The organism is Hydrogenophaga sp., assembly GCF_041633695.1.
In the GTDB taxonomy this organism is placed as follows: Bacteria; Pseudomonadota; Gammaproteobacteria; order Burkholderiales; family Burkholderiaceae_C; genus Hydrogenophaga.
The window spans coordinates 1-19,196 of record NZ_JBFJMY010000032.1 but is presented as its reverse complement, the minus strand read 5'-3'; the positions used below and the strand labels follow the sequence as shown (position 1 = coordinate 19,196).

General features: G+C 62.9%; 15 protein-coding genes and 1 pseudogene. 8 read left to right on the top strand and 8 right to left on the bottom strand.

Annotation, left to right across the window (positions count from 1 at the left end; translation table 11 throughout):
- Window positions 1–281: 281 nt before the first annotated feature.
- Window positions 282–1,364 (top strand): DUF6352 family protein, encoded by a 1,083-nt coding sequence (locus tag ABYB95_RS03580; RefSeq protein WP_372657074.1) that lies wholly within the window; start codon window positions 282–284, stop codon window positions 1,362–1,364.
- A 38-nt stretch (window positions 1,365–1,402) separates the two neighbouring features.
- Here ABYB95_RS03580 and ABYB95_RS03575 read toward each other — a convergent pair whose 3' ends face one another.
- The 5 genes from ABYB95_RS03575 to ABYB95_RS03555 all read right to left on the bottom strand — a co-directional run bounded on the left by ABYB95_RS03575 (window position 1,403) and on the right by ABYB95_RS03555 (window position 10,239).
- Window positions 1,403–4,741 (bottom strand): PAS domain S-box protein, encoded by a 3,339-nt coding sequence (locus tag ABYB95_RS03575; protein ID WP_372657073.1) that lies wholly within the window; start codon window positions 4,739–4,741, stop codon window positions 1,403–1,405.
- 169 nt (window positions 4,742–4,910) lie between these two features.
- A complete protein-coding gene (gene icmF / locus ABYB95_RS03570; protein WP_372657072.1) occupies window positions 4,911–8,204 on the bottom strand; it encodes a fused isobutyryl-CoA mutase/GTPase IcmF in 3,294 nt (1,097 codons plus the stop codon).
- A 33-nt stretch (window positions 8,205–8,237) separates the two neighbouring features.
- Complete coding sequence (locus ABYB95_RS03565; RefSeq protein ID WP_372657071.1) at window positions 8,238–9,137, bottom strand: PPK2 family polyphosphate kinase; 900 nt, start codon at window positions 9,135–9,137, stop codon at window positions 8,238–8,240.
- Between the two features lie 173 nt (window positions 9,138–9,310).
- Window positions 9,311–9,805, bottom strand: coding sequence for a DUF6691 family protein (locus ABYB95_RS03560; protein ID WP_372657070.1), 495 nt, complete (start codon window positions 9,803–9,805; stop codon window positions 9,311–9,313).
- Between the two features lie 8 nt (window positions 9,806–9,813).
- Window positions 9,814–10,239, bottom strand: a complete 426-nt coding sequence (locus ABYB95_RS03555) for a YeeE/YedE family protein (protein WP_372657069.1) — start codon at window positions 10,237–10,239, stop codon at window positions 9,814–9,816.
- A gap of 122 nt (window positions 10,240–10,361) precedes the next feature.
- Here ABYB95_RS03555 and ABYB95_RS03550 point away from each other — a divergent pair, with 122 nt between their 5' ends.
- The 4 genes and pseudogenes from ABYB95_RS03550 (at window position 10,362) to cqsA (ending at window position 13,180) form a co-directional block, all read left to right on the top strand.
- The gene (locus ABYB95_RS03550) at window positions 10,362–10,607 is read left to right on the top strand and encodes a metal-sensitive transcriptional regulator (RefSeq protein WP_372657068.1); all 246 of its coding nucleotides are present in this window, start codon (window positions 10,362–10,364) and stop codon (window positions 10,605–10,607) included.
- A 17-nt stretch (window positions 10,608–10,624) separates the two neighbouring features.
- Window positions 10,625–11,125, top strand: a pseudogene (locus tag ABYB95_RS03545) (MBL fold metallo-hydrolase); the annotation flags it as partial.
- A gap of 204 nt (window positions 11,126–11,329) precedes the next feature.
- Entirely contained in the window at window positions 11,330–11,737 is a 408-nt protein-coding gene (locus ABYB95_RS03540) for a rhodanese-like domain-containing protein (RefSeq protein WP_372657075.1), read from the top strand.
- A 168-nt stretch (window positions 11,738–11,905) separates the two neighbouring features.
- Entirely contained in the window at window positions 11,906–13,180 is a 1,275-nt protein-coding gene (gene cqsA / locus ABYB95_RS03535) for an alpha-hydroxyketone-type quorum-sensing autoinducer synthase (RefSeq protein WP_372657067.1), read from the top strand.
- Here cqsA and ABYB95_RS03530 read toward each other — a convergent pair.
- The gene (locus tag ABYB95_RS03530) at window positions 13,168–14,154 is read right to left on the bottom strand and encodes a response regulator (protein WP_372657066.1); all 987 of its coding nucleotides are present in this window, start codon (window positions 14,152–14,154) and stop codon (window positions 13,168–13,170) included. The genes cqsA and ABYB95_RS03530 overlap by 13 nt on opposite strands.
- An 8-nt stretch (window positions 14,155–14,162) precedes the next feature.
- Window positions 14,163–15,500, bottom strand: coding sequence for a sensor histidine kinase (locus ABYB95_RS03525; RefSeq protein ID WP_372657065.1), 1,338 nt, complete (start codon window positions 15,498–15,500; stop codon window positions 14,163–14,165).
- Window positions 15,501–15,586: 86 nt separating this feature from the next.
- On the opposite strand from ABYB95_RS03525, the gene ABYB95_RS03520 reads away from it, so the two are divergent.
- Together ABYB95_RS03520 and ABYB95_RS03515 are read left to right on the top strand one after the other, a co-directional pair.
- Window positions 15,587–16,255 carry a LuxR C-terminal-related transcriptional regulator gene (locus ABYB95_RS03520; RefSeq protein ID WP_372657064.1) on the top strand — a complete coding sequence of 223 codons (669 nt, stop codon included), beginning with the start codon at window positions 15,587–15,589 and terminating at the stop codon, window positions 16,253–16,255.
- Window positions 16,256–16,327: 72 nt separating this feature from the next.
- On the top strand, window positions 16,328–17,095 hold the full coding sequence (locus tag ABYB95_RS03515; RefSeq protein WP_372657063.1) for a type III pantothenate kinase: 768 nt from the start codon (window positions 16,328–16,330) through the stop codon (window positions 17,093–17,095).
- Window positions 17,096–17,123: 28 nt separating this feature from the next.
- On the opposite strand, the gene ABYB95_RS03510 is transcribed toward ABYB95_RS03515, so the two are convergent.
- Window positions 17,124–18,692, bottom strand: a complete 1,569-nt coding sequence (locus tag ABYB95_RS03510; protein WP_372657062.1) for a wax ester/triacylglycerol synthase family O-acyltransferase — start codon at window positions 18,690–18,692, stop codon at window positions 17,124–17,126.
- A 188-nt stretch (window positions 18,693–18,880) separates the two neighbouring features.
- Here ABYB95_RS03510 and ABYB95_RS03505 point away from each other — a divergent pair, with 188 nt between their 5' ends.
- Window positions 18,881–19,135, top strand: a complete 255-nt coding sequence (locus ABYB95_RS03505) for an acyl-CoA-binding protein (protein ID WP_372657061.1) — start codon at window positions 18,881–18,883, stop codon at window positions 19,133–19,135.
- Window positions 19,136–19,196: the final 61 nt, after the last annotated feature.

Below are 19,196 nucleotides of genomic sequence, written 5' to 3'. Positions count from 1 at the left end.
GTGTCAGCGGCGTGCCCGACGCCAACTACACCCAGGATTCGCCACAGCCTTATGCGTTGCGTGCCATCGCTGGCAGCTCCCGCGTGAGCGGCGCTTTGCAGTCGGCGCCCTGACGCGGGTGCATGGGTTGGCGCCTGCGCGCTGCCTGCCCAGGGGGCGGTGGGCTGGCTCGCCGCCTACTCGCTTTTGGTGCGGGCAGGGCCAGAGCCTCGCCATGACCGACAATCCTGGGCACTGTGCCAACACCTTCCGTGTTGGGCATGCATGCAGGCGACTTCCAAATGACCTCCGCTGAACCTTCCGCCTGGGCCGCTTGTGGCTACGAGCATCTCCGTTGCGACGCCAACGGCCAGTTGTGCCCGACCGATGCGTATTGGCGGGTGTGGTTGCAAAGGCCGGAACTGCAACCGGTGGACGAGTCTTGCGACGCCGAGCGGGCTTTGCACGCCAGTTTGTTGCAGTCGCCCGGGCGCGAAGTGTCCGAACACGAGATCACCGCGCTGCTGGACGCCGACGCCCAGGCCAACTACCGCCTCTTCCTCGGTTTTCGCGATCAACTCAACCAAGCCGGGTCGCTGGAGGCGGCTTACGTCGCGCAGTTCCAGGCCGGTGCGGTGCAGGTGCCGCCCTTGTTTCTGGACCTGGTGGTACAGGCCATCGTGTGCCACGTGCTGCGCGGTGTGGACGACGCCTGGCAATGGCGCGCGGCGGAAATGTTGTTTCGGCGCCAGCAAGTGCAGGTACAGGAGGGACGGGTGCTCGCTGGAGACAGCGAGGTGCTGGATCTGATGCACGAGACGGCGGGCATGGGTGCGGTGGGGCGTTTGCTGCTGCAAAGTGGCGCCGAGTTGCCCACGGTGCAACTGGAAGTGCTGGGCCCGGACAATGGCGCGCGGTATTGGAACAGTCTGCCGGGTGCCGGGCGCTTCAATTTCCTGCTCGACCTGACCCACGAGGTGCAGCGCGAATTGCCACACGGCCTGACGCTGACCATGAACCGGGCGCAGTCGGGTCTGAAGGCGCTGGCGCAGGTGCTGGAAAAATGGCTGCTGCATTTTCTCGGCGTGGTGGTGCACATCCGACCAGAGGCGCGGGTGGAGGACCAGGCTTGGCGCTGGCACCTGGGTCTGGACAAAGAGGCCAGTGCCTTGCTCAACGACTTGTATACCGGTGTGGCGGTGGACCTGGATCGGCAAAAGCGGCTGATCAGCCTGTTCAGTCTGCGCTTTGAGAACCCCATGGATGTGCGCGCCGACGTGCGAGGCAAGCCGGTGTACCTGGGTCTGGCGATGGCGGCCAATGGGCAGCTCAAGCTCAAGCCGCAGAACCTGCTGCTCAACCTGCCCTTGATCGGAGCGTCTTAGCCAGACCTCTGGGCGGGTTGTGCGAAGCGGCCGCAGGATCAGCGGGCCAGGGGCAGGTCGATGAAGAACGTGGTTCCCAGTCCGGGTTCACTCTCGGCTCTGACGCTGCCGCCCATGCGCTCCATGGCTTTTCGCACCATGGCCAGACCGATGCCGGTTCCCGAATAGTCTTCGGAGCGGTGCAGGCGCTGGAAGATGGTGAAGATGCGGTCGTGGTACTTCATGTCGAAACCCATGCCGTTGTCGCGCACCGCGATCTGTGCCCGGTCGCCGTCGCTGTTGGCGCTGATGGCGATGCTGGGGGTCTGATCCGGGCGGCTGAACTTGACCGCGTTGTCGATCAGATTGCGCAAAACCATGGCCAGATCCTGGCTGTTGGCCCACACTTTCAGGCCTGTGTGCAAATGGCTTTGCACTTGCACGCCATGGAGGTCGATCACGTTGCGCAAACCGTCGAGCACATTGCTCACGAGCGCTTCGACAACGACGGTGGTCAGCACTTTCTCCTGGCGTTCCATTCGGGAGTAGGCCAGCAGATCGTTGATCAAGGCGGTCATGTGGTTGGTCGCGTGCAGTATGCGCTGGAGGTGTTCCTGTCCTTCCGCGTCGAGCTGATGCTGCTGCTCCTCCACCAGCAAAGCGGCGTAGCCACTGATGCCGCGCAGCGGCGCCTTGAGGTCGTGGGACACCGTATAGGTGAAAGCTTCCAGCTCGGCGTTGGCCTCGCCCAGCCGCTGCACGTTGTCGTCCAGCTCGGCGTGCAGGCGGTCGATTTCGGTGATGTCCACCATCGACACCAGGGCCATGCCATCGTCTTCGTCCAGCTTGGGCAGGGACAAGGTGATCATCAAGTGTGTCGTCGTTCCACTTGCCGAAGGCTGGTGTCGGGGCGCGGTGTACAGCCTGTCGCCACGCCAGAGCGCCTCGATTTCCCTGGTGAAATGTTGCCTGTCCTCGGGTGTTGGAAAAATCACCGACAGGTCCGGTATATCCCGGCCCAGCACCGTGGCGCCGTGCAGGGCCAAGCCCTTTTTGTTCATGTGAACAATGTGCACGGCGTGCAGGCAGTCTTCCACGAATTCGGGGTGCTCTGCAAAGTAGGCCGGGCCATCGGTGACGCCGCTGGCCCGCAGTTCGCGCAACAGGTATTGCACCTCCGACCAGTCTTCTTCTGCCAGGCCGACCGGCGCCGTTTCAAAAATGTGCCGGTACCGCGCTTCGCTCAGCGCCAGTTCCACCGTGCGCCGCTGCACCATGTGTTCCAGTTCGTCGCGCTGTTGCGCCAGCCGCGCCTCGGCTTCTTTGCGCGCACCGATGTCTTCCACGATGGCGTACAGACGCAGCGGATGGCTGTGTGCATCGCGCTGGCAATGCACCGCGATGGCGGCATGGAGCGTTGTACCGTCGCTGCGGATGTAGCGCTTGTCCATGCGGTAGTTGTCGATTTCGCCCGCCAGCACCTTGTTGAACTGCGCCAGGTCGCGCGGCAAATCGTCCGGGTGGGTGATATCGGCCCAGGTCACCTTTTGCAACTGCTCGTTGCTGTAGCCCAGCATCTCACACAGGCGCGCGTTGAACTGCTGCCAGCGCTTGTCTGGGACGGTGATGGCCATGCCCACCAACTCCGAATCGAAGAACTGGCGCAGCATTTCTTCGTTGGTGCGCAGCGCTTGTTCGGCCAATCTGCGCTCGGTGATTTCAAAGGTGGTGCCCGCCATATAGGTGGCTTGGCCGGATGCGTCCCACACCGCCTGCCCTTGCGTCAGGAACCAGCGCACGCGTCCTTGGGCGTCGTGGACCCGGAAATCCACCGAATAGGGCTCCCGCTCACGCCAGTGGCGGCGCAAAGCTTCGCGCCAGCGCGGGCGGTCTTCTTCGAACATCAAGGCTTCGAGAGCGCTGACCGCTTCGGCCGGGGTGGGAGGGACCAAGCCCAGGTGCAGCCAGAAACTGTCCACCGGGAAATTGATGCCTTTGCCGACGATGTCCCAGTCCCACACCTGGCCAAAAGACGCGGCCAAGCGAAAGCGCTGTTCGCTGGCGCGCAGAGCCTCTTCGGTGCGGCGGCGTTCGGTGATGTTGCGGCTGATCACCAAGGCGGTGGGTTCGGCGTCACCCAAGGGGGGTTCGAGCACCACCAGCGACTCCCAATTTTGCATGCCATCGGGGCCAGGCAGTTCGAGCTCCAGCCTTTCGGTCTGCCCACTTGAAAACACCCGCCGCAAGCTGTTCGTCAGCGTGGCCACGCCTTCGGCAGACATACCTAGGTCGGTGTCGGTCTTGCCGATAAAGTCGCGCGGCATGAGGCCGGTGGCGCCCAGCACCGCTGGATTGGCATAGACGTGGCGGCCGGTTTGGTCATAGCGCACCACCATGTCGGGCAAATTGCCCGCCAGCGTTCGCAGTTGCTGCTCGCTGTGTGCCAGCTTGTAGTGGCTGCGCGACAGCGCGCTCAGCGAGCGGGCGAAGCGCCAGCCACCAAAGCCCATGCCTGCGGCCAGCAACAACGAAATCCCCACCAGATAGGGCAGCGATGCCGTCCATTCGGCCAACACGGCCTGGGTGGCCATGCCGTGGCCGATAACCAGTCCGTCCGCTGCGCCTTCCAGGCGTTGGTAGGCGACGACGCGCCGGCGCCCATCGATCTGGGTCACGTCGTCGAAGCTGCCCATTGGCGCTCGCTGCAGGGCCTGGGCCAGCGGTCCTCGCACCCGTTTGCCTATTTCCGATTCGACCAAGGGCACCCGCGCCAGCACCGTGAGGCTGCCATCGGGCTCCAGTCGGAACAGGGCCACACCGCTGCCGCGCTGTGGCCGGTCGGCCTCGTAGCGGCGCAACAGGGCCTGGTGGGTCAGGTCTACCGCATAACCCGCCACGCCAGCCGCGTTGCTGCCGGTTGACCAGACCAGTGGGATATACCGGGCCGAGGGTGGACCCTGCGTATCACCAATCTGCCAATGCTCGGATTGCGCGGAAGGCAAGGCATGGGTGTGGGGTGGGCGCTCATCGCTCGGTGCGTGCGGGTCGATGACGCGGCCCTGGGCATCCAGAGCGTGCAAATCAAAAGGAAGAGGGAGTGCCGCCAGCAGTTCGGTCCGCCGAAGCGCCTCTCTTTGCAACTCGGCCACCGGTAGCGCGGGCACCTGCCGTCGGGCCGCTTCTGCTTGCGCGATGGCCACTTGCGCCAGCGCGAGCGACTGGCTCAGGTCTTCAGCGAGCCGCGCAACGCGTTGCCCAGCGACGGCGGCCGCGCTGTCCAGATCCCGCTGGCGTTCCAGCCATGCAAAAAACCCGACGCTGCCCAGCAACAGCAAGATGGCTCCGACCGTGACCACCAGCAGCTGGCGCTGCTGGTTCTTGATGGTGGCGGTAGGCAAGCCAAGAGCTCCCGTTGACTGACTTTTCCCGGTGTCCAGGAAGGAAACCGGCGAAGGCAATTCGGGGCCGATGTGCATCTGAGCATCCCCAAGGGAGTGACGGGATTTTCAGTCTAGCAGAGCTCCTGATGCGAAGGTTGGTGATTTGCAGTGAGGCCGTCGATGCGGCTCACATATTGCGGCGGTACTGGCCGCCGACTTCAAACAGAGCGTCGGTGATCTGACCCAGCGAGCAGCAGCGCACCGCTTCCATCAGCACCTCGAAGACGTTGTGGTTCTCGATCACGGCGCGCTGCAGGCGCTGCAGCATGGCCGACGACTCGGCGGCATGGCGCTGGTGGAAGTCGGCCAGGCGTTTCAGTTGCGACTGCTTTTCTTCGTCCGTGGAGCGGGCAAGCTCCAAGGTCTCCATGACCTGGTCGCCGTGCGGGTTGCGGAAGGTGTTGACACCGATGATGGGGTATTCCCCCGTGTGCTTGAGCATCTCGTAGTGCATCGACTCGTCCTGGATCTTGCCGCGCTGGTAGCCGGTCTCCATGGCGCCCAGCACACCGCCGCGTTCGGCGATCTTTTCAAACTCGGCCAGCACCGCCTCTTCCAGCAGCTCGGTCAACTCTTCGATGATGAAGGCGCCCTGGCTGGGGTTTTCGTTTTTGGCCAGGCCCCATTCGCGGTTGATGATGAGCTGGATCGCCATGGCCCGGCGCACCGAATCTTCGGTGGGCGTGGTGATGGCCTCGTCGAAGGCGTTGGTGTGCAGGCTGTTGCAGTTGTCGTAGATCGCGATCAGGGCCTGCAGCGTGGTGCGGATGTCGTTGAACTGGATTTCCTGCGCGTGCAGGCTGCGCCCGCTGGTCTGCACGTGGTATTTCAGTTTCTGGCTGCGTTCGTTGGCGCCGTACTTGTCGCGCATGGCCACGGCCCAGATGCGGCGCGCCACCCGGCCCATCACGGTGTATTCCGGGTCCATGCCGTTGCTGAAGAAGAAGGAGAGGTTGGGCGCGAAGTCGTCGATGTGCATGCCACGCGCCAGATACGCCTCCACAAAGGTGAAGCCGTTGGACAGCGTGAAGGCAAGCTGGCTGATCGGGTTGGCGCCAGCCTCGGCGATGTGGTAGCCCGAGATGGACACCGAATAGAAGTTGCGCACATCGTGGTGCACAAAGTATTCGGCGATGTCGCCCATGACCTTCAGGCTGAACTCGGTCGAGAAGATGCAGGTGTTCTGGCCCTGGTCTTCTTTCAGGATGTCGGCCTGCACGGTGCCGCGCACATTGGCCAGCACCCACTCCTTGATCTTGGCCGCTTCGGTGTCGGTGGGCGCGCGGCCGTTCTCGGTCTGGAATTTCTCCAGGTTCTGGTCGATGGCGGTGTTCATGAACATGGCCAGGATGCTGGGCGCCGGGCCGTTGATCGTCATGGACACGCTGGTGGCGGGGTGGCACAGGTCAAAGCCGCCGTACAACACCTTCATGTCGTCCAGCGTGGCGATGGACACGCCCGAGTTGCCGACCTTGCCGTAGATGTCCGGACGCGGGTCGGGGTCGTTGCCATAGAGCGTGACCGAGTCGAAGGCGGTGGACAGGCGCTTGGCGGGCGTGCCCGAGGAGAGCAGCTTGAAGCGGCGGTTGGTGCGGAACGGATCGCCTTCGCCAGCGAACATGCGGGTCGGGTCTTCGCCCTCGCGCTTGAAGGCGAAGGTGCCGCCGGTATAGGGGAAGCTGCCGGGCACGTTGTCCAGCATCAGCCACTTCAGGATTTCGCCGTGGTCCTCAAACTGCGGCAGCGCGACCTTGCGGATGGCGGTGCCCGACAGGCTTTTGGTGGTCAGGGCGGTGCGGATTTCCTTGTCGCGGATCTTCACCACGTATTCGTCGCCGGCATAGGCCTTTTGCATGTCGGGCCACTGGGTCAGCAGCTTGCGCGCACCGGGGTCCTGGTCGAGTTCACGCACCTGGGCCAGGTCGATCACGGCTTCGGCGGCGCGCGAGCGATCGGGTTTCTCCACACGCAGCATGGCGGCGCTGGCCTGGAGCTGCTGGATCTCGCGCGCCAACCGGGCTTGTTCGCGCGCACGCTTCTTGTAGCCCCGCACGGTCTCGCTGATTTCGGCCAGGTAGCGGGTGCGTGCAGCGGGCACCACCGGGGTCTGGTTGGTGCTGTGGCGCACTTGTACGCGCGGCAGCTTGCCCTCGGTCAATGGCAGACCCAGGCTCTCCAGGCGGGGCTTGAGCGCCTGGTACAGCGCGGTCACGCCGTCGTCGTTGAAGCGCGCCGCCATGGTGCCAAACACCGGCATGGTGTCGGGCATCACGGTAAAGGCTTCGCGGTTGCGCTGCACCTGTTTGGCCACGTCGCGCAGCGCATCGGCGGCGCCTTTGCGGTCGAATTTGTTGATGGCCACGAACTCGGCGAAGTCGAGCATGTCGATCTTCTCCAGCTGGCTGGCCGCGCCGAATTCGGGCGTCATCACGTACATGGGCACGTCCACATGCGGCACGATGGCCGCGTCGCCCTGGCCTATGCCCGAGGTCTCGACCACGATCAGGTCAAAGCCGGACACCTTGCAAGCGGCGATCACGTCGGGCAGGGCGGCGCTGATTTCGCTGCCGAAATCGCGGGTGGCCAGGCTGCGCATGAACACGCGCTGGCCTTGCTGCCAGGGGTTGATCGCATTCATGCGGATGCGGTCGCCCAACAGGGCGCCGCCGCTCTTGCGCCGCGATGGGTCGATGGAAATGACGGCCACGCGCAAGCTGTCGTCCTGGTCCAGGCGCAGGCGGCGCACCAGTTCGTCGGTCAGGCTGGATTTGCCCGCACCGCCGGTACCGGTGATGCCCACCACGGGCACCTTTTTGTCGGCGGCTGCGCTGCGGATGGCTTGCACCAGGTCGGCATCCGCCCGCTGATTTTCCAGCGCGGTGATGAGCTGGGCCAGCGCCCGCCAGTGCATTTCGCCATGGCCCTGTATGGCCTCGATGGCTTGCGGTGCGTAGCCGGTGACGTCCTTGTCGCAGCGCATCACCATCTCGCCGATCATGCCGGCCAGGCCCATCTTTTGCCCGTCTTCCGGGCTGTAGATGCGGGTGACGCCATAGGCCTGCAGTTCGCGGATTTCGCTGGGCACGATCACCCCACCACCGCCGCCAAACACCTGCACGTGTTCGCCACCGCGCGATTTCAGCAGATCGACCATGTACTTGAAGTACTCCACGTGGCCGCCCTGGTAGGAGCTGATGGCGATGCCCTGGGCGTCTTCTTGCAGCGCGGCGGTGACCACTTCGTCCACCGACCGGTTGTGTCCCAGGTGGATGACTTCGGCACCCATGCCTTGCAGGATGCGCCGCATGATGTTGATGGCCGCGTCGTGGCCGTCGAACAGGCTGGCGGCGGTGACGAAGCGCACCTTGTGTGTGGGCCGGTAGTTGGCCAGGGATTGGTATTCGGCGCTGAGGTCGGTCATGTGGTGTCTCGGGGTTTCGTGGGTGTTCGGGGTTCAGCCAATGCGCAGGCCAGCCAGGCTGGGATCTTCTGGCGGGTAGCGCAGATCCAGGGCTTTGAGGGTGTCGCGCACGGTGGTGGCGATCATCAGGTTGCGGTGGGTTTTGGAGTTCGCGGGCACCACGTTCCAGGGTGCCCAGGGTGTGCTGGTGGCATTGAGCAAGGCCTCGTAGGCCGCTTGGTAGGCGTCCCATTGCTGGCGCACCTCCAGATCGCCGTGGCTGAACTTCCAGTGTTTGGTCGGATCGTCCACGCGCGCCTGCAGGCGTGCGCGTTGTTCGTCAAAACCGATGTGCAGCATGAACTTGAGCACCACGGTACCGGTCTCTGCCAGCATCTGCTCGAAGGCGTTGATCTGGGCGTAGCGCTGCTCGGTTTGTTCCGGCGTGATCCAGTTGTTGACCACGGGGACCAGCACATCTTCGTAGTGGCTGCGGTTGAACACCGTGATGTCGCCGGCGCCCGGTACCGCTTTGTGGATGCGCCATAGGTAGTCGTGGGCGCGCTCGTCTTCGGTCGGCGCTTTCCACCCGATGGTGTGCACACCCAGCGGGCTGGTCTGGCTGAAGACACCGCGAACGGTGCCGTCTTTGCCCGACGTATCGGTGCCTTGCAGAACGACCAGCAGTTTGTAGCGGCGGTCCGCAAAAAACAGTTCCTGCAAGCCGTCGAGCTCCTGGGCCAAGGCCAGCACGCGGGCTTGATCGTCCGATTTGCTCCCAGCCGACCAGGGCTTCTGGCTCGGATCGAAATTTTTCAGCTGGACCGGTTTGGCCTTCTTGTCCTGTTCGCCCGGTGAACGTGGCGCCACCTGCCAGTCTCGCAGCGGGCTGCCTTTGGACGCCAGCAGCGCCTGCGCGGGATAGGGCAATGGATGAGCGGACTTGCTGGGCATGTGGCGTTTCGGTGACGGGCTGATCGGACCACGTGGGGCATCACGGGTCTGTCGTCACAGTCTCGATCGTGGATGCGCGTGATTTTGATTGACGTTTACGTAAACGTCAATTGCATGATAGCGCAGCACGGGCTTGCGCACCATGGGGACGACCCGTGGGCGCAGCGAAAATTTCAGCGGCTTTTTTTAGCGAACCACATGCCGGCCAGCATCGCCGGCAAGAAGGCGGCCATGCCCCAGGAGCCCGAGAGCGCGCTGGCCAGCGCCGGCCCAGGGCAATAACCCGACAGCCCCCAGCCGATGCCGAACACCACCGCACCCAACACCAAGGGCCGGTCTATCTGTTGTTGATCGGGCAGCTCAAAGCGACGGGCCAGCCAAGGGCTTCGACCTTGTTGTGGGCCGGTGGTGGCAAAGGCAAACCACGTTACGGCGACGGCACCCGCCATCACAAAACCCAACGACGGGTCCCAGTCGCCAGGGAAGCTACCGACTTGTATGGCGGAGACCAGGGCGGCGATATCCAGAAACCCCAATACCTTGGCGGGCTGTGTCATGCCCGAAACGACCAGACCCAGAGCGAACAGGGCACCGGCGGCGCACGCCACTGCGGCGGTCAACCAGGGGCGGCTGGCAGGAGAAGAAAAGGCGGTGTTGGTGTTTGACATAAGGGCTTTCAGCGGCCCAGGGGCAGCCATTGGGAAACAAAAACCGTGGCCATGGCGCTGCCCATGAATAGCAGCACCGCCACCAACGAGCGTTTGGAGCGCCGCCCCAGGCCGCACACGCCATGGCCGCTGGTGCAGCCAGAGCCTCGCACCGTGCCATAGCCGACCAGCAAGCCCGCCAGCACCATCAGCCACAGCGGTTGGGGTTCGGGCTGGGGAATGCCCAGAAGCGCCGAGAAGATGGCGCCCCCGCCAATCAGGCCGACCAGGAAGGCGCGCCGCCAGGCCGCGTCGCCTTTCGGGCCGAGCAGAGCCGAGCTGACGATGCCGCTGATACCGGTGACGCGCCCCAGTGAGGCCAGAACCAGCCAGCTGGCGAGTCCGATCAGAACGCCTCCGATGGCGGACTGTAGGTAGGGATGTAGTGTGTTCATGTGGACAAGTCCTTGTGGTGTCGCTAATATACCCCATGGGGTATAAATCAAGGCGAATGCAAGGCCATTGCATACCCCTATCCCTTTCTAAGTTTGACCGTTCTCTCCTACAAGAAGGCCCCATGAGCACTGTGCAAGATCCCAAGCGCAAACGCGCATTGTTGATGCGCCTGCGGCGCGTCGAAGGCCAGGTGCGCGGCATTCAGCGTCTGATCGAGGCCGATACCGATTGTGAAAAAGTGGCCCAGCAGCTGGCCGCCGCTCGCAAAGCCCTGGACAAGAGCTTCTTCGTCCTGGTGGGCTGCGTCATTGCACAAGGCGACGTTCCGGCCGACGATGTGGCGGATCTGTTGTCACGATTTTCCTGAAACCTCCGGAGCCCAGCATGAACCCCATACAGTTGTTCGACCCGACCTCCAGCACCTATACCTACGTGCTGTTCGATCAAGTCACACGCGAAGCGCTCATCATCGACCCGGTGGACGAGCAGATCGAGCGCGATCTGGCCACGCTGCGCGAATACGGTTTGAAACTGGTCTGGACCATAGAGACGCACGCCCATGCCGACCACATCACCAGCGCCGGCAAGCTGGCCGAACTGGCGGGCGCCAAGACAGCCGCGCCGGTGGGTTGCGGCATCGGCACCGCTTCGGTGCAGCTCGAACACGGCGGCACTTTGCAGTTTGGTGGCGAAGTTCTGAGCGCTTTGCATACCCCTGGGCACACCGCTGGCAGCATGAGTTTTCTGTGGCGCAACCATGTTTTTACCGGGGACACGCTGCTGATCAACGGTTGCGGGCGGACCGATTTTCAGTCGGGCAGCGCACAAGACCTGTACCACAGCCTGACCCAGATCTTGTTCAAACTGCCTGCGGACACCACCGTCTGGCCAGGACACGACTACCAGGGAAGAAGCCATTCGAGCATCGGCCAGGAAATCGCCACCAACCCGCGCATCGCAGGCAAAAGCGAAGCAGAGTTCATTGCCATCATGGACGCGCTGCATCTGCCCCGACCCCGTCGCATCGACGAAGCCGTGCCGGCCAATCTCACCTCGGGCATCCGGCACGATGTGGACGGCGCGCAATTGATGCAGGCCCGGCCCGGCCAGCCGGGCTATGCCGGCGACGTGTCGCCGCAGCTGGCCTGGCAGTGGGTACAGTCGGGCGAGGCGGTTTTGATCGATGTGCGCAGCGACGCCGAACGCGAGTGGGTGGGCTTCGTGCCCGGCGCGGTGGCGGTGGCCTGGAAGCAGTGGCCAGGCATGGCCTTGAATGCCGGATTTGACGCCGCGGTTCAGGCGGCGGCGAGCGGCAAAAAGCTGGTGATGTTGTGCCGCAGCGGTGTGCGCTCGGTCGCCGCAGCCAAGCGGGCGACGGAGCTGGGGCTGGAGGCGTACAACATTCTGGAGGGCTTTGAGGGCGATCCGGATGGGCAGGCGCACCGCGGTGGTCGAGGTGGTTGGCGTTTTCACGGACTGCCCTGGCGGCAAAACTGAGGGCTTCTCCGGGGGTGTCAAGCCAGCGGCCCATGCGCCGCCCATCGGCTCAACAGACCAAAACTTGAGAAGAAAGATTTCTTACCCCTGTCAAATCTGACAGGGTTCGTGCGTTTATTCACAGATTTCTTTTTTCAATGGGAATTTCTTTCTTAACAGGAGATTTCCATGGAAGCTCTCAAAGTCCACCCCGCCGAAACAAATGCTCACGTCGCCCAGCCTCGCCAGTCTCACAAAAATCCTCCGCTGTTGGCCGCGCTGGAGCAGCGTCTGGAGCGGGATTTTTATCCCCGCTGGAAGGGTCTTTGGAACGAGCGCTTTGTGGTCCAAGGGGCGCGCCCCGGTCCGAACGCGGTCAGATTGGACGGCAACGACTATCTGGCGGTGAGCGGCCACCCCGATATCGTGTCGGCCCAGGTCAAGGCACTGACCATGCCCAGCAACTACGTGGTGCAGTCCAGCGTGTTTCTGCTGGATGAGCATCCCACGAGGAACCTGGAGTTGGCTTTGGCGCAGTGGGTGGGCAAAGAAGACGGGTTTGTCTGCCAGTCCGGCTATGCCGCCAACGTGGGTCTGATACAGACCATCGCGAATGCAGATACGCCGATTTATCTCGACTCCATGGCCCATGCATCGCTGTGGGAAGGTGCACACGCCGCTCGTGCTCCGGCGCACGCCTTCAGGCACAACGAGCCAGGCCAGTTGGCGCGCATGATCGCCCGCCACGGCCCGGGACTGGTGATCGTGGATTCGGTCTACAGCACCACCGGGGCCATGTGCCGCTTGGAGGAAATTCTTGACGTGGTGGAAAGCCAGGGTTGCATGATCCTGGTCGACGAATCCCATTCACTCGGAACCCATGGTCCACAGGGTGCTGGGCTGTGTGCGGCACTGGGTGTCACGGACCGTGTTCACTTCATCACCGCCAGTCTGGCCAAAGCCGTTGCTGGACGGGCCGGATTCTTCACCGCACCGGCGAGTTTGCGCTACCACATCCTGACGTCCAGCTTCCCGAACATCTTCAGTTCTTGTCTCTTGCCGCACGAAGCCGTTGCATTGCATGCGACGGTCAAAGTGTTGCAGGCATCCGATGCAGCGCGCACCCGGCTACATGCCATCACCCGGCAAATGAGGGGTGCTTTGACCGAGATGGGCTACCCGATCCACCAAGGGTCCGAGCAAATCATTGCGCTGGAGGCTGGACCGGAGCCCGAGACGGTTCGGCTACGCGACGAGTTGGACGCAAGAGGCGTGTTCAGCGCCATGTTCTGCGCCCCTGCAACGAGCAAGAACCGCTCGCTGGCCCGGCTGACCCTGCACGCGGCCTTGACCGAAACCGAGCTCGGTCATGTGATCGAGGTGGCCAGGGAGATCGCGCCGCTGGTCAAGCCATGGGACTGGCCCATTGCCCGCCGAGCGCGGGTTCAAGCTCAGGCATCCTGAATGTTGCGTTGTTCGTGCGCTTCCAGGAAGTTGCGGAACGCATAAATCGGCAACGGCAGATCAGCGGGTTCCAGTGCGAAGACGGCTGCGATGAGCAAGCCGTCATCGCCGATCGGAAACGTCGGTGCGGTTCGCACTGCTCCGCTCAGACCCAACTGCTGGTGCAGTTCGACGGCAGGCAAGACCTTACCGGCTGCCACCGCGCGCACCACATCAAAGCCCATACCGGCCGAACTGGCGAGCTCCGCCAGATCGTTCAGCATCTCGGTGGATTCCAGTTGCATCCATTCGCAGCGCCCTTGCGCATCCAGACCGAGCAGACCAAAGGGTTCGTCCAGCACCACGTATTCGACCCAATGCTTGGTGGCGTGGTTCAACAAGGATCGAGCCACCGACGGAATTTGCAGCATCGATTGTTGAATCGGTCGCAGCGCTGCACGCCACAAGGTGTTGAGGCGCGGATGCGCCGCAAAGGCCAGTTTGTTGAGGGCGCTCAGCAGCCGTTCGGTGATGTCGGTGGTCTGTTTGGGGATGAACTGATCGATCAAGCCGTTGTTGAACGCCTGTATGGCGATTTGCTCGTCCGCCTGCCCGGTCAGCAAAACGCGGGAGCCCGGCCAGTCCAGCAAGGTGTTGAGCACCATCAGGCCGTTGGTACCCGGCATGGCGTAGTCGACGACGCAGGTCTGGGCCAGTTGGTAGCGCGACGGGTTGTTGGCCCAATACCGCAGCACCTGCGGAATCAGCGCATGCCCTTGTTTTTTGCGTTCGATCATTTGCAGCTGGAGGCCGGCATCGGCCTCCCAGCGCGCTGGTTCCAGGCGCATGCGTTCGGAGAAAACGGCCGGACGCGAGAACAGCTCGACTTGCCACTCGGCCGGCATGACCATGCCCAGCATGTCCAGGTAGTCCGAGTCGTCATCCAGAAACAGGATGCTGCCTGGCCGATGGAAAAGAGAGAGCTTGAGTGCCATGAAAGGGTTCAGATCGAAGTGTGAGGAGTCATGGGATGCGCGCCACTGAGAGGGAGGTCGATCATGAAGACCGCTCCCAAGCCCGGTTCGGAATGCACGCTGAGTTGGCCATGAGCGGCTTCAACCACGTTTTTGCAGAAGGTCAGACCGAGTCCGTTGCCAGCACCGGCCTGGGTGGAGAAAAACGGCTCAAAAATGCGCCGTTGTTTGTCGTGTGCAATGCCCAGCCCCTCGTCAGACACTGCAATGCGGCCTTTGCCGCGGTGCAGTCCGATGTCAATGCGCAAATCGCCGGGACTGGGCGCGGTGCTGGCAGACGCCAGTGAATGCAATGCATTCTTCACCAAATTGGACAATACCTGTGCAAATAGCGGTCTTGAGGCCAGGAAACAAAAGTCCTGCAAAAGCACCACCTGCACACACTCGCGCTCGCGGCTGGTGCGATAAGGATAGTTGTTCACCACATCTTGCACCAGTTCGGCTGCGAGAACGGGAGCCGATTCGCTCGGTAGCCGCTGCAGTTGCGCATTGGATATCTGGGTGTCGATCTGCCGGTTCATGCTTTTGACCAAACTTTGCAACCGGTCCGCCAAATCCTCGATTTTTCTGCGTTTGCCCTCGGCGATATCGTTTTTGGCCAGATTGCGCAACACGTCGCTCATCAGATTCACGGTGGCCAACGGAGTTCTCAGTTCGTGGGCCATCACGCCAATGGTGCTCAGGGTATTGAGCAAACGGGTACGGCGCAGATTGGCGCTGGACAGTCCCAGCATCAAACTCATGGACCAAGAGAAAGCGATCACCACCACATTGGTCATGTCCGGGAACGGCAAAGGGATGGCAGCGCTTTGCGGCTGAAACAGGACAAAGAGGAAAAATCCTGTGCCAAGGCCAGCAACGCTCCCGAGTGTGGCCAGCCGCCAGTCGGTGATGTGGTAATAGATCAACAACATGGCCGCCACACTGGCAAGCCATGCGCGATTGCCGTCATTCATCCAATACATCCAACTGAAAAAGACCGGTAACTGAAGCCAGAAGACGACGCCGAAAACCCAAATGCATATCTTGGAGGTCAAGTCCCGGTTGACCGAGTCGAGCAACAACGGCACGCCCAGCAGGGCGACGAAGACCCGAACGTAGATGTTTTCATAGGGTTGCGGTAGGTAAACTCCCCAAATCCAGGCGAAGAGAGCCTGGCCCATCAACGTAAAAGCACCTAACCACTGCAAGCGAGTGCGTGATGGGTGCAAAATGGGTTCCAGCGGCGCGTGTACGACTTCGTCCAGCCACCATTGCCAGATATGCGCTTTGGCGCTGTTGAACCACAACCTGTCCAGAGTCAACATGCTTCCTTTATATATACGCCACCGGCGCTTTCTGGAGGTCCGCAAATGACAGTACCCATTGTCCCTGCAACAAGGTGCAACAAACCATGACCTTGCCTGTTAACTTTGACAGTGTCAGCGTCGACGCAATTTTGGCGGATTGGGTATGCGCGCTGCACGACCAAGGCGTTGAAGCGGTTCTGGTGCTGGGCCCCAGTCCGACGGGCGGTAGCGACGACCGGGACGTGCTGGCGGTGCATCCACCGCGCCTGCTGGGCGCGGCACAGGCGCTGGCCGAGAGTCGAGATTTCGGAGCCAGTTGGCGCGAGAGCGATGCACCGCTGGTGGCATGGCAAGACATCTCCAAGGCTGCTTTTGAGCACACAGGGCGCTGGCGTCGGCTTTGGCTGGCCCATGGCCACCAGACCTTGGTGCGGGTGGCGTTCAGTTTGCCAGCTGGGCGCGCGTTCGAGTGCTTCATGTTCAGTCCACGCACGTTTGCCGACCGTGCGCAGGCCGCTGCACTGGCTTGGTCGGCCTTCAATATCTGGCCCATGCTCAAGCGGGCCATTGCCACGCAGCGCGTCAGTCTGAGCCCGCGCGAGCAGGAAAGCCTCAACCTCGCTTTTGAGGGGCTGACGGCGCGCGAGACCGCCGGACGCATGGACTGTTCGGAGCGCACGGTGAACTACCACCTGGCCAATGCCATGGCCAAGCTCAACACCGACAACAAATTGGCAGCGGTTCAGCGCGCCTGCTGGATTGGCTTGATCTAGGCAACGGGCTGTTCGTGCCTGCTATGTTGCGCTGCGGCAGAACGGGGGCGGCAGCTTGGTCATAATGCGCCCATGACATTTTTGGCTCTGGACGTTGGCAACACCCGCTTGAAGTGGGCCTTGTACGACACGCCCCGTGCGGGATCCCGCTTGCTTGCCCATGGGGCGCAGTTCCTGGAAAACATCGAGAAGCTGGCCGAAGGCGAGTGGAGCAGCTTGTCGTCGCCGGACCACGTCATGGGCTGTATTGTGGCCGGCGACGCGGTCAAGCGCCGGGTCGAGGAGCAACTGGAGCTGTGGGACGTGACACCGAGCTGGGTGGTGTCCAGCAACGCCGAAGCCGGCATGGTCAACGGTTACGACCACCCGGCCCGCCTGGGATCGGACCGCTGGGTGGCCATGATCGGTGCGCGCCAGCGCCTGCTTGCCATGGGGCCCGCCAAACCCTGTGTGGTGGTGATGGTGGGTACGGCCGTGACGGTCGAAGCCATCGATACCGAGGGCCGCTTTCTGGGCGGCATCATCCTGCCGGGGCACGGCATCATGTTGCGCGCCCTGGAATCCGGTACCGCCGGTCTGCACGTGCCCACTGGTGAAGTCTGCAATTTCCCCACCAACACCAGTGACGCCTTGACCAGCGGGGGCACCTTTGCCATCGCCGGGGCGGTGCAGCGCATGGTGGAAAACCTGCAACGCCATTGCGGTGAGGCGCCGGTGTGTTTCATGACCGGTGGCGCGGGCTGGAAGATGGCGCCCAGCATGTCCACCCGCTGCGAACTCGTGGACAGCCTGATCTTTGACGGCTTGCTGGAAGTCGCTGCCCGTCGCCTTGTCAACTGAGTCCGCAGACCCCGCCCTGACACGGCTGTTAGCTGGCCGGGGATTCCCCCCAGGGCAGCATCAGGGTGAGCAGCGTCAGGCGGGCAAATTCGGGTGCGAACTGATCGATGATGAGCTGGGGGTCGGGGCACAACTGGGTGTCGGTGATCACGCCGAATTGCACGCCACCACCGTAGCTCAGTATGGAAATGCCCAGGCCCACACTGCCTGTTTGTGGCACCCAGAACATGGTCTGCTCCAGCATGGCGCCGCAGAACCGCAGCTTGGTCGACGGGCCGGGCACATTGGTCATGACCGCCGTGGTCTTGCGCCCAAACAGGTTGAGCAAGGCGTCTTGCGCCGGTTTGATCATCAGGCCGGCGACCGACAGCATGCCGAAGGCCAGCAGCGGTTGCAGGCTGCCTTTGAGGTTGTTCATGCGCGCGCGGACTTCAAACACCCGCTCGATGGGGTTTTCGCGTCCCACCGGCAGCACCAGAGGAACCAGGCCAAAGCGGTTGCCCAGCTTCCAGGCGTCCTCCAGCGGCCGCAGGTTGATGGGCACCATGGCGCGGATTTCCTGCCCCTCGGTGTGGTCGCCGTGTGCGCGCAGGTAGGCGCCGATGGCGCCGGCCACGCAACTCATCAACACGTCGTTGATCGAGCAGTTGAGCGCCTTGCCCACGGCCTTGATCTCGTCCAGCGGTATCGGTTCGCACCAGGCCACGCGCTTGTGTCGCCCGGGCTGGCCTTTGAGCCGGGTCGGTGAATCGTCGGCCATGAGCGCCAGGGCGGCGATGTCGCTGGCCAACTGGCCACCCATGCGCGCCAGGTCCAGTGTCTGGGCCAAGGTCTGCCCCAGGCTTTTTTGCGGGCTGGCCAACATGGACAGCGATTTGGCCGTGCCGTCGCCCGCTGCCTCCAGCGCGCGCGCGGCCACACCGCCGAGTGGACGGATGAAACTGTCGGCCAGCCAGTCTTGCGCCGACCCCTGGTCGTTCGCGTCGGCCTTGCGCCGGCTGCGCGCTGTCGGCAAAGCGCCGCCATCGACCAGGCTCATCATGACGCTGATGAGCGCAATGCCGTCGGCGATGCAGTGGTGGATGCGGGCAATCAGCGCCGATCCACCCGCGTAGTCTTCGATCAGCTCAAACTGCCACAGTGGGTGTTCACGGTCCAGCGGTTGCATGGCGAGTTCGGCCACCCGCTCTTGCAGCGCCTGCTGTTCGGTGCGCCCGCGCTGCCTCGCGAGCTGGTGGGTCAACACGTGGCGTTCGATGCGGAAATCCGGGTCGTCCAGCCATTGCGCGCCAGCGGCGTCTTCTCGCGCGCACTGCACGAACCGGCGGTAGGGCAGCAGGCGTTCCTGCACCCGCTCGCGCAGGGCCGCCACCGTGATGGTGGGACGCAGTATCCAGACGCCGACGATCATCATCAGGTTGCTGTCGGAGTCCATGCGCAGCCAGGCGGTGTCGACCTTGCTCATGCGCTCGCCGCCCAGCCCCAGCGTTTTGCCCAGTTGACGGGCGGCAGACGGCCGCTTGGGACGGCTTCGGGTTTTGGGTGCGGGCGGGGTCGCCGGTTCGGGCTTCGTGGGGGCGGCTATGCGCTGGACCATGTGATTTCCTTGATCCCAGGAAGGGCGACGGCAAGAGGGTGGGAGCAGAGTACGCCAGTGGGCTGCTGCGTCTATTTTGCAGGCAGTGCAGCCCGTAAGATATGGGACCAGCCCTAATACCGGTACCGCTCTGCATGGGCAGCGGCTGTGCCGCCGGGCGCGCACAACACCACCACAGGAGATTCCGCATGTCCGATTTGAAAACCCGCTTTGAAACCGCCGTGGCGAATTCCAAGAACCTCAGCGAACGGCCCGACAACAGCACCTTGCTGAAGATTTATGGGTTGTACAAGCAGTCCACCACCGGTGACAACACCGACAAGAAACCCGGGTTCGGCGACATGGTGGGGCGCGCCAAGTGGGACGCCTGGAACCAGTGCAAGGGCACAGAGCAGGATGCTGCGATGCAGCAATACATCGACCTGATCGAATCCCTGAGCTAGGGTCCTGGGCCTCAGGGCTCCGGCCTGCTGCTTCAGGCTTTCTTTTTCTTGCGAGCGGCTG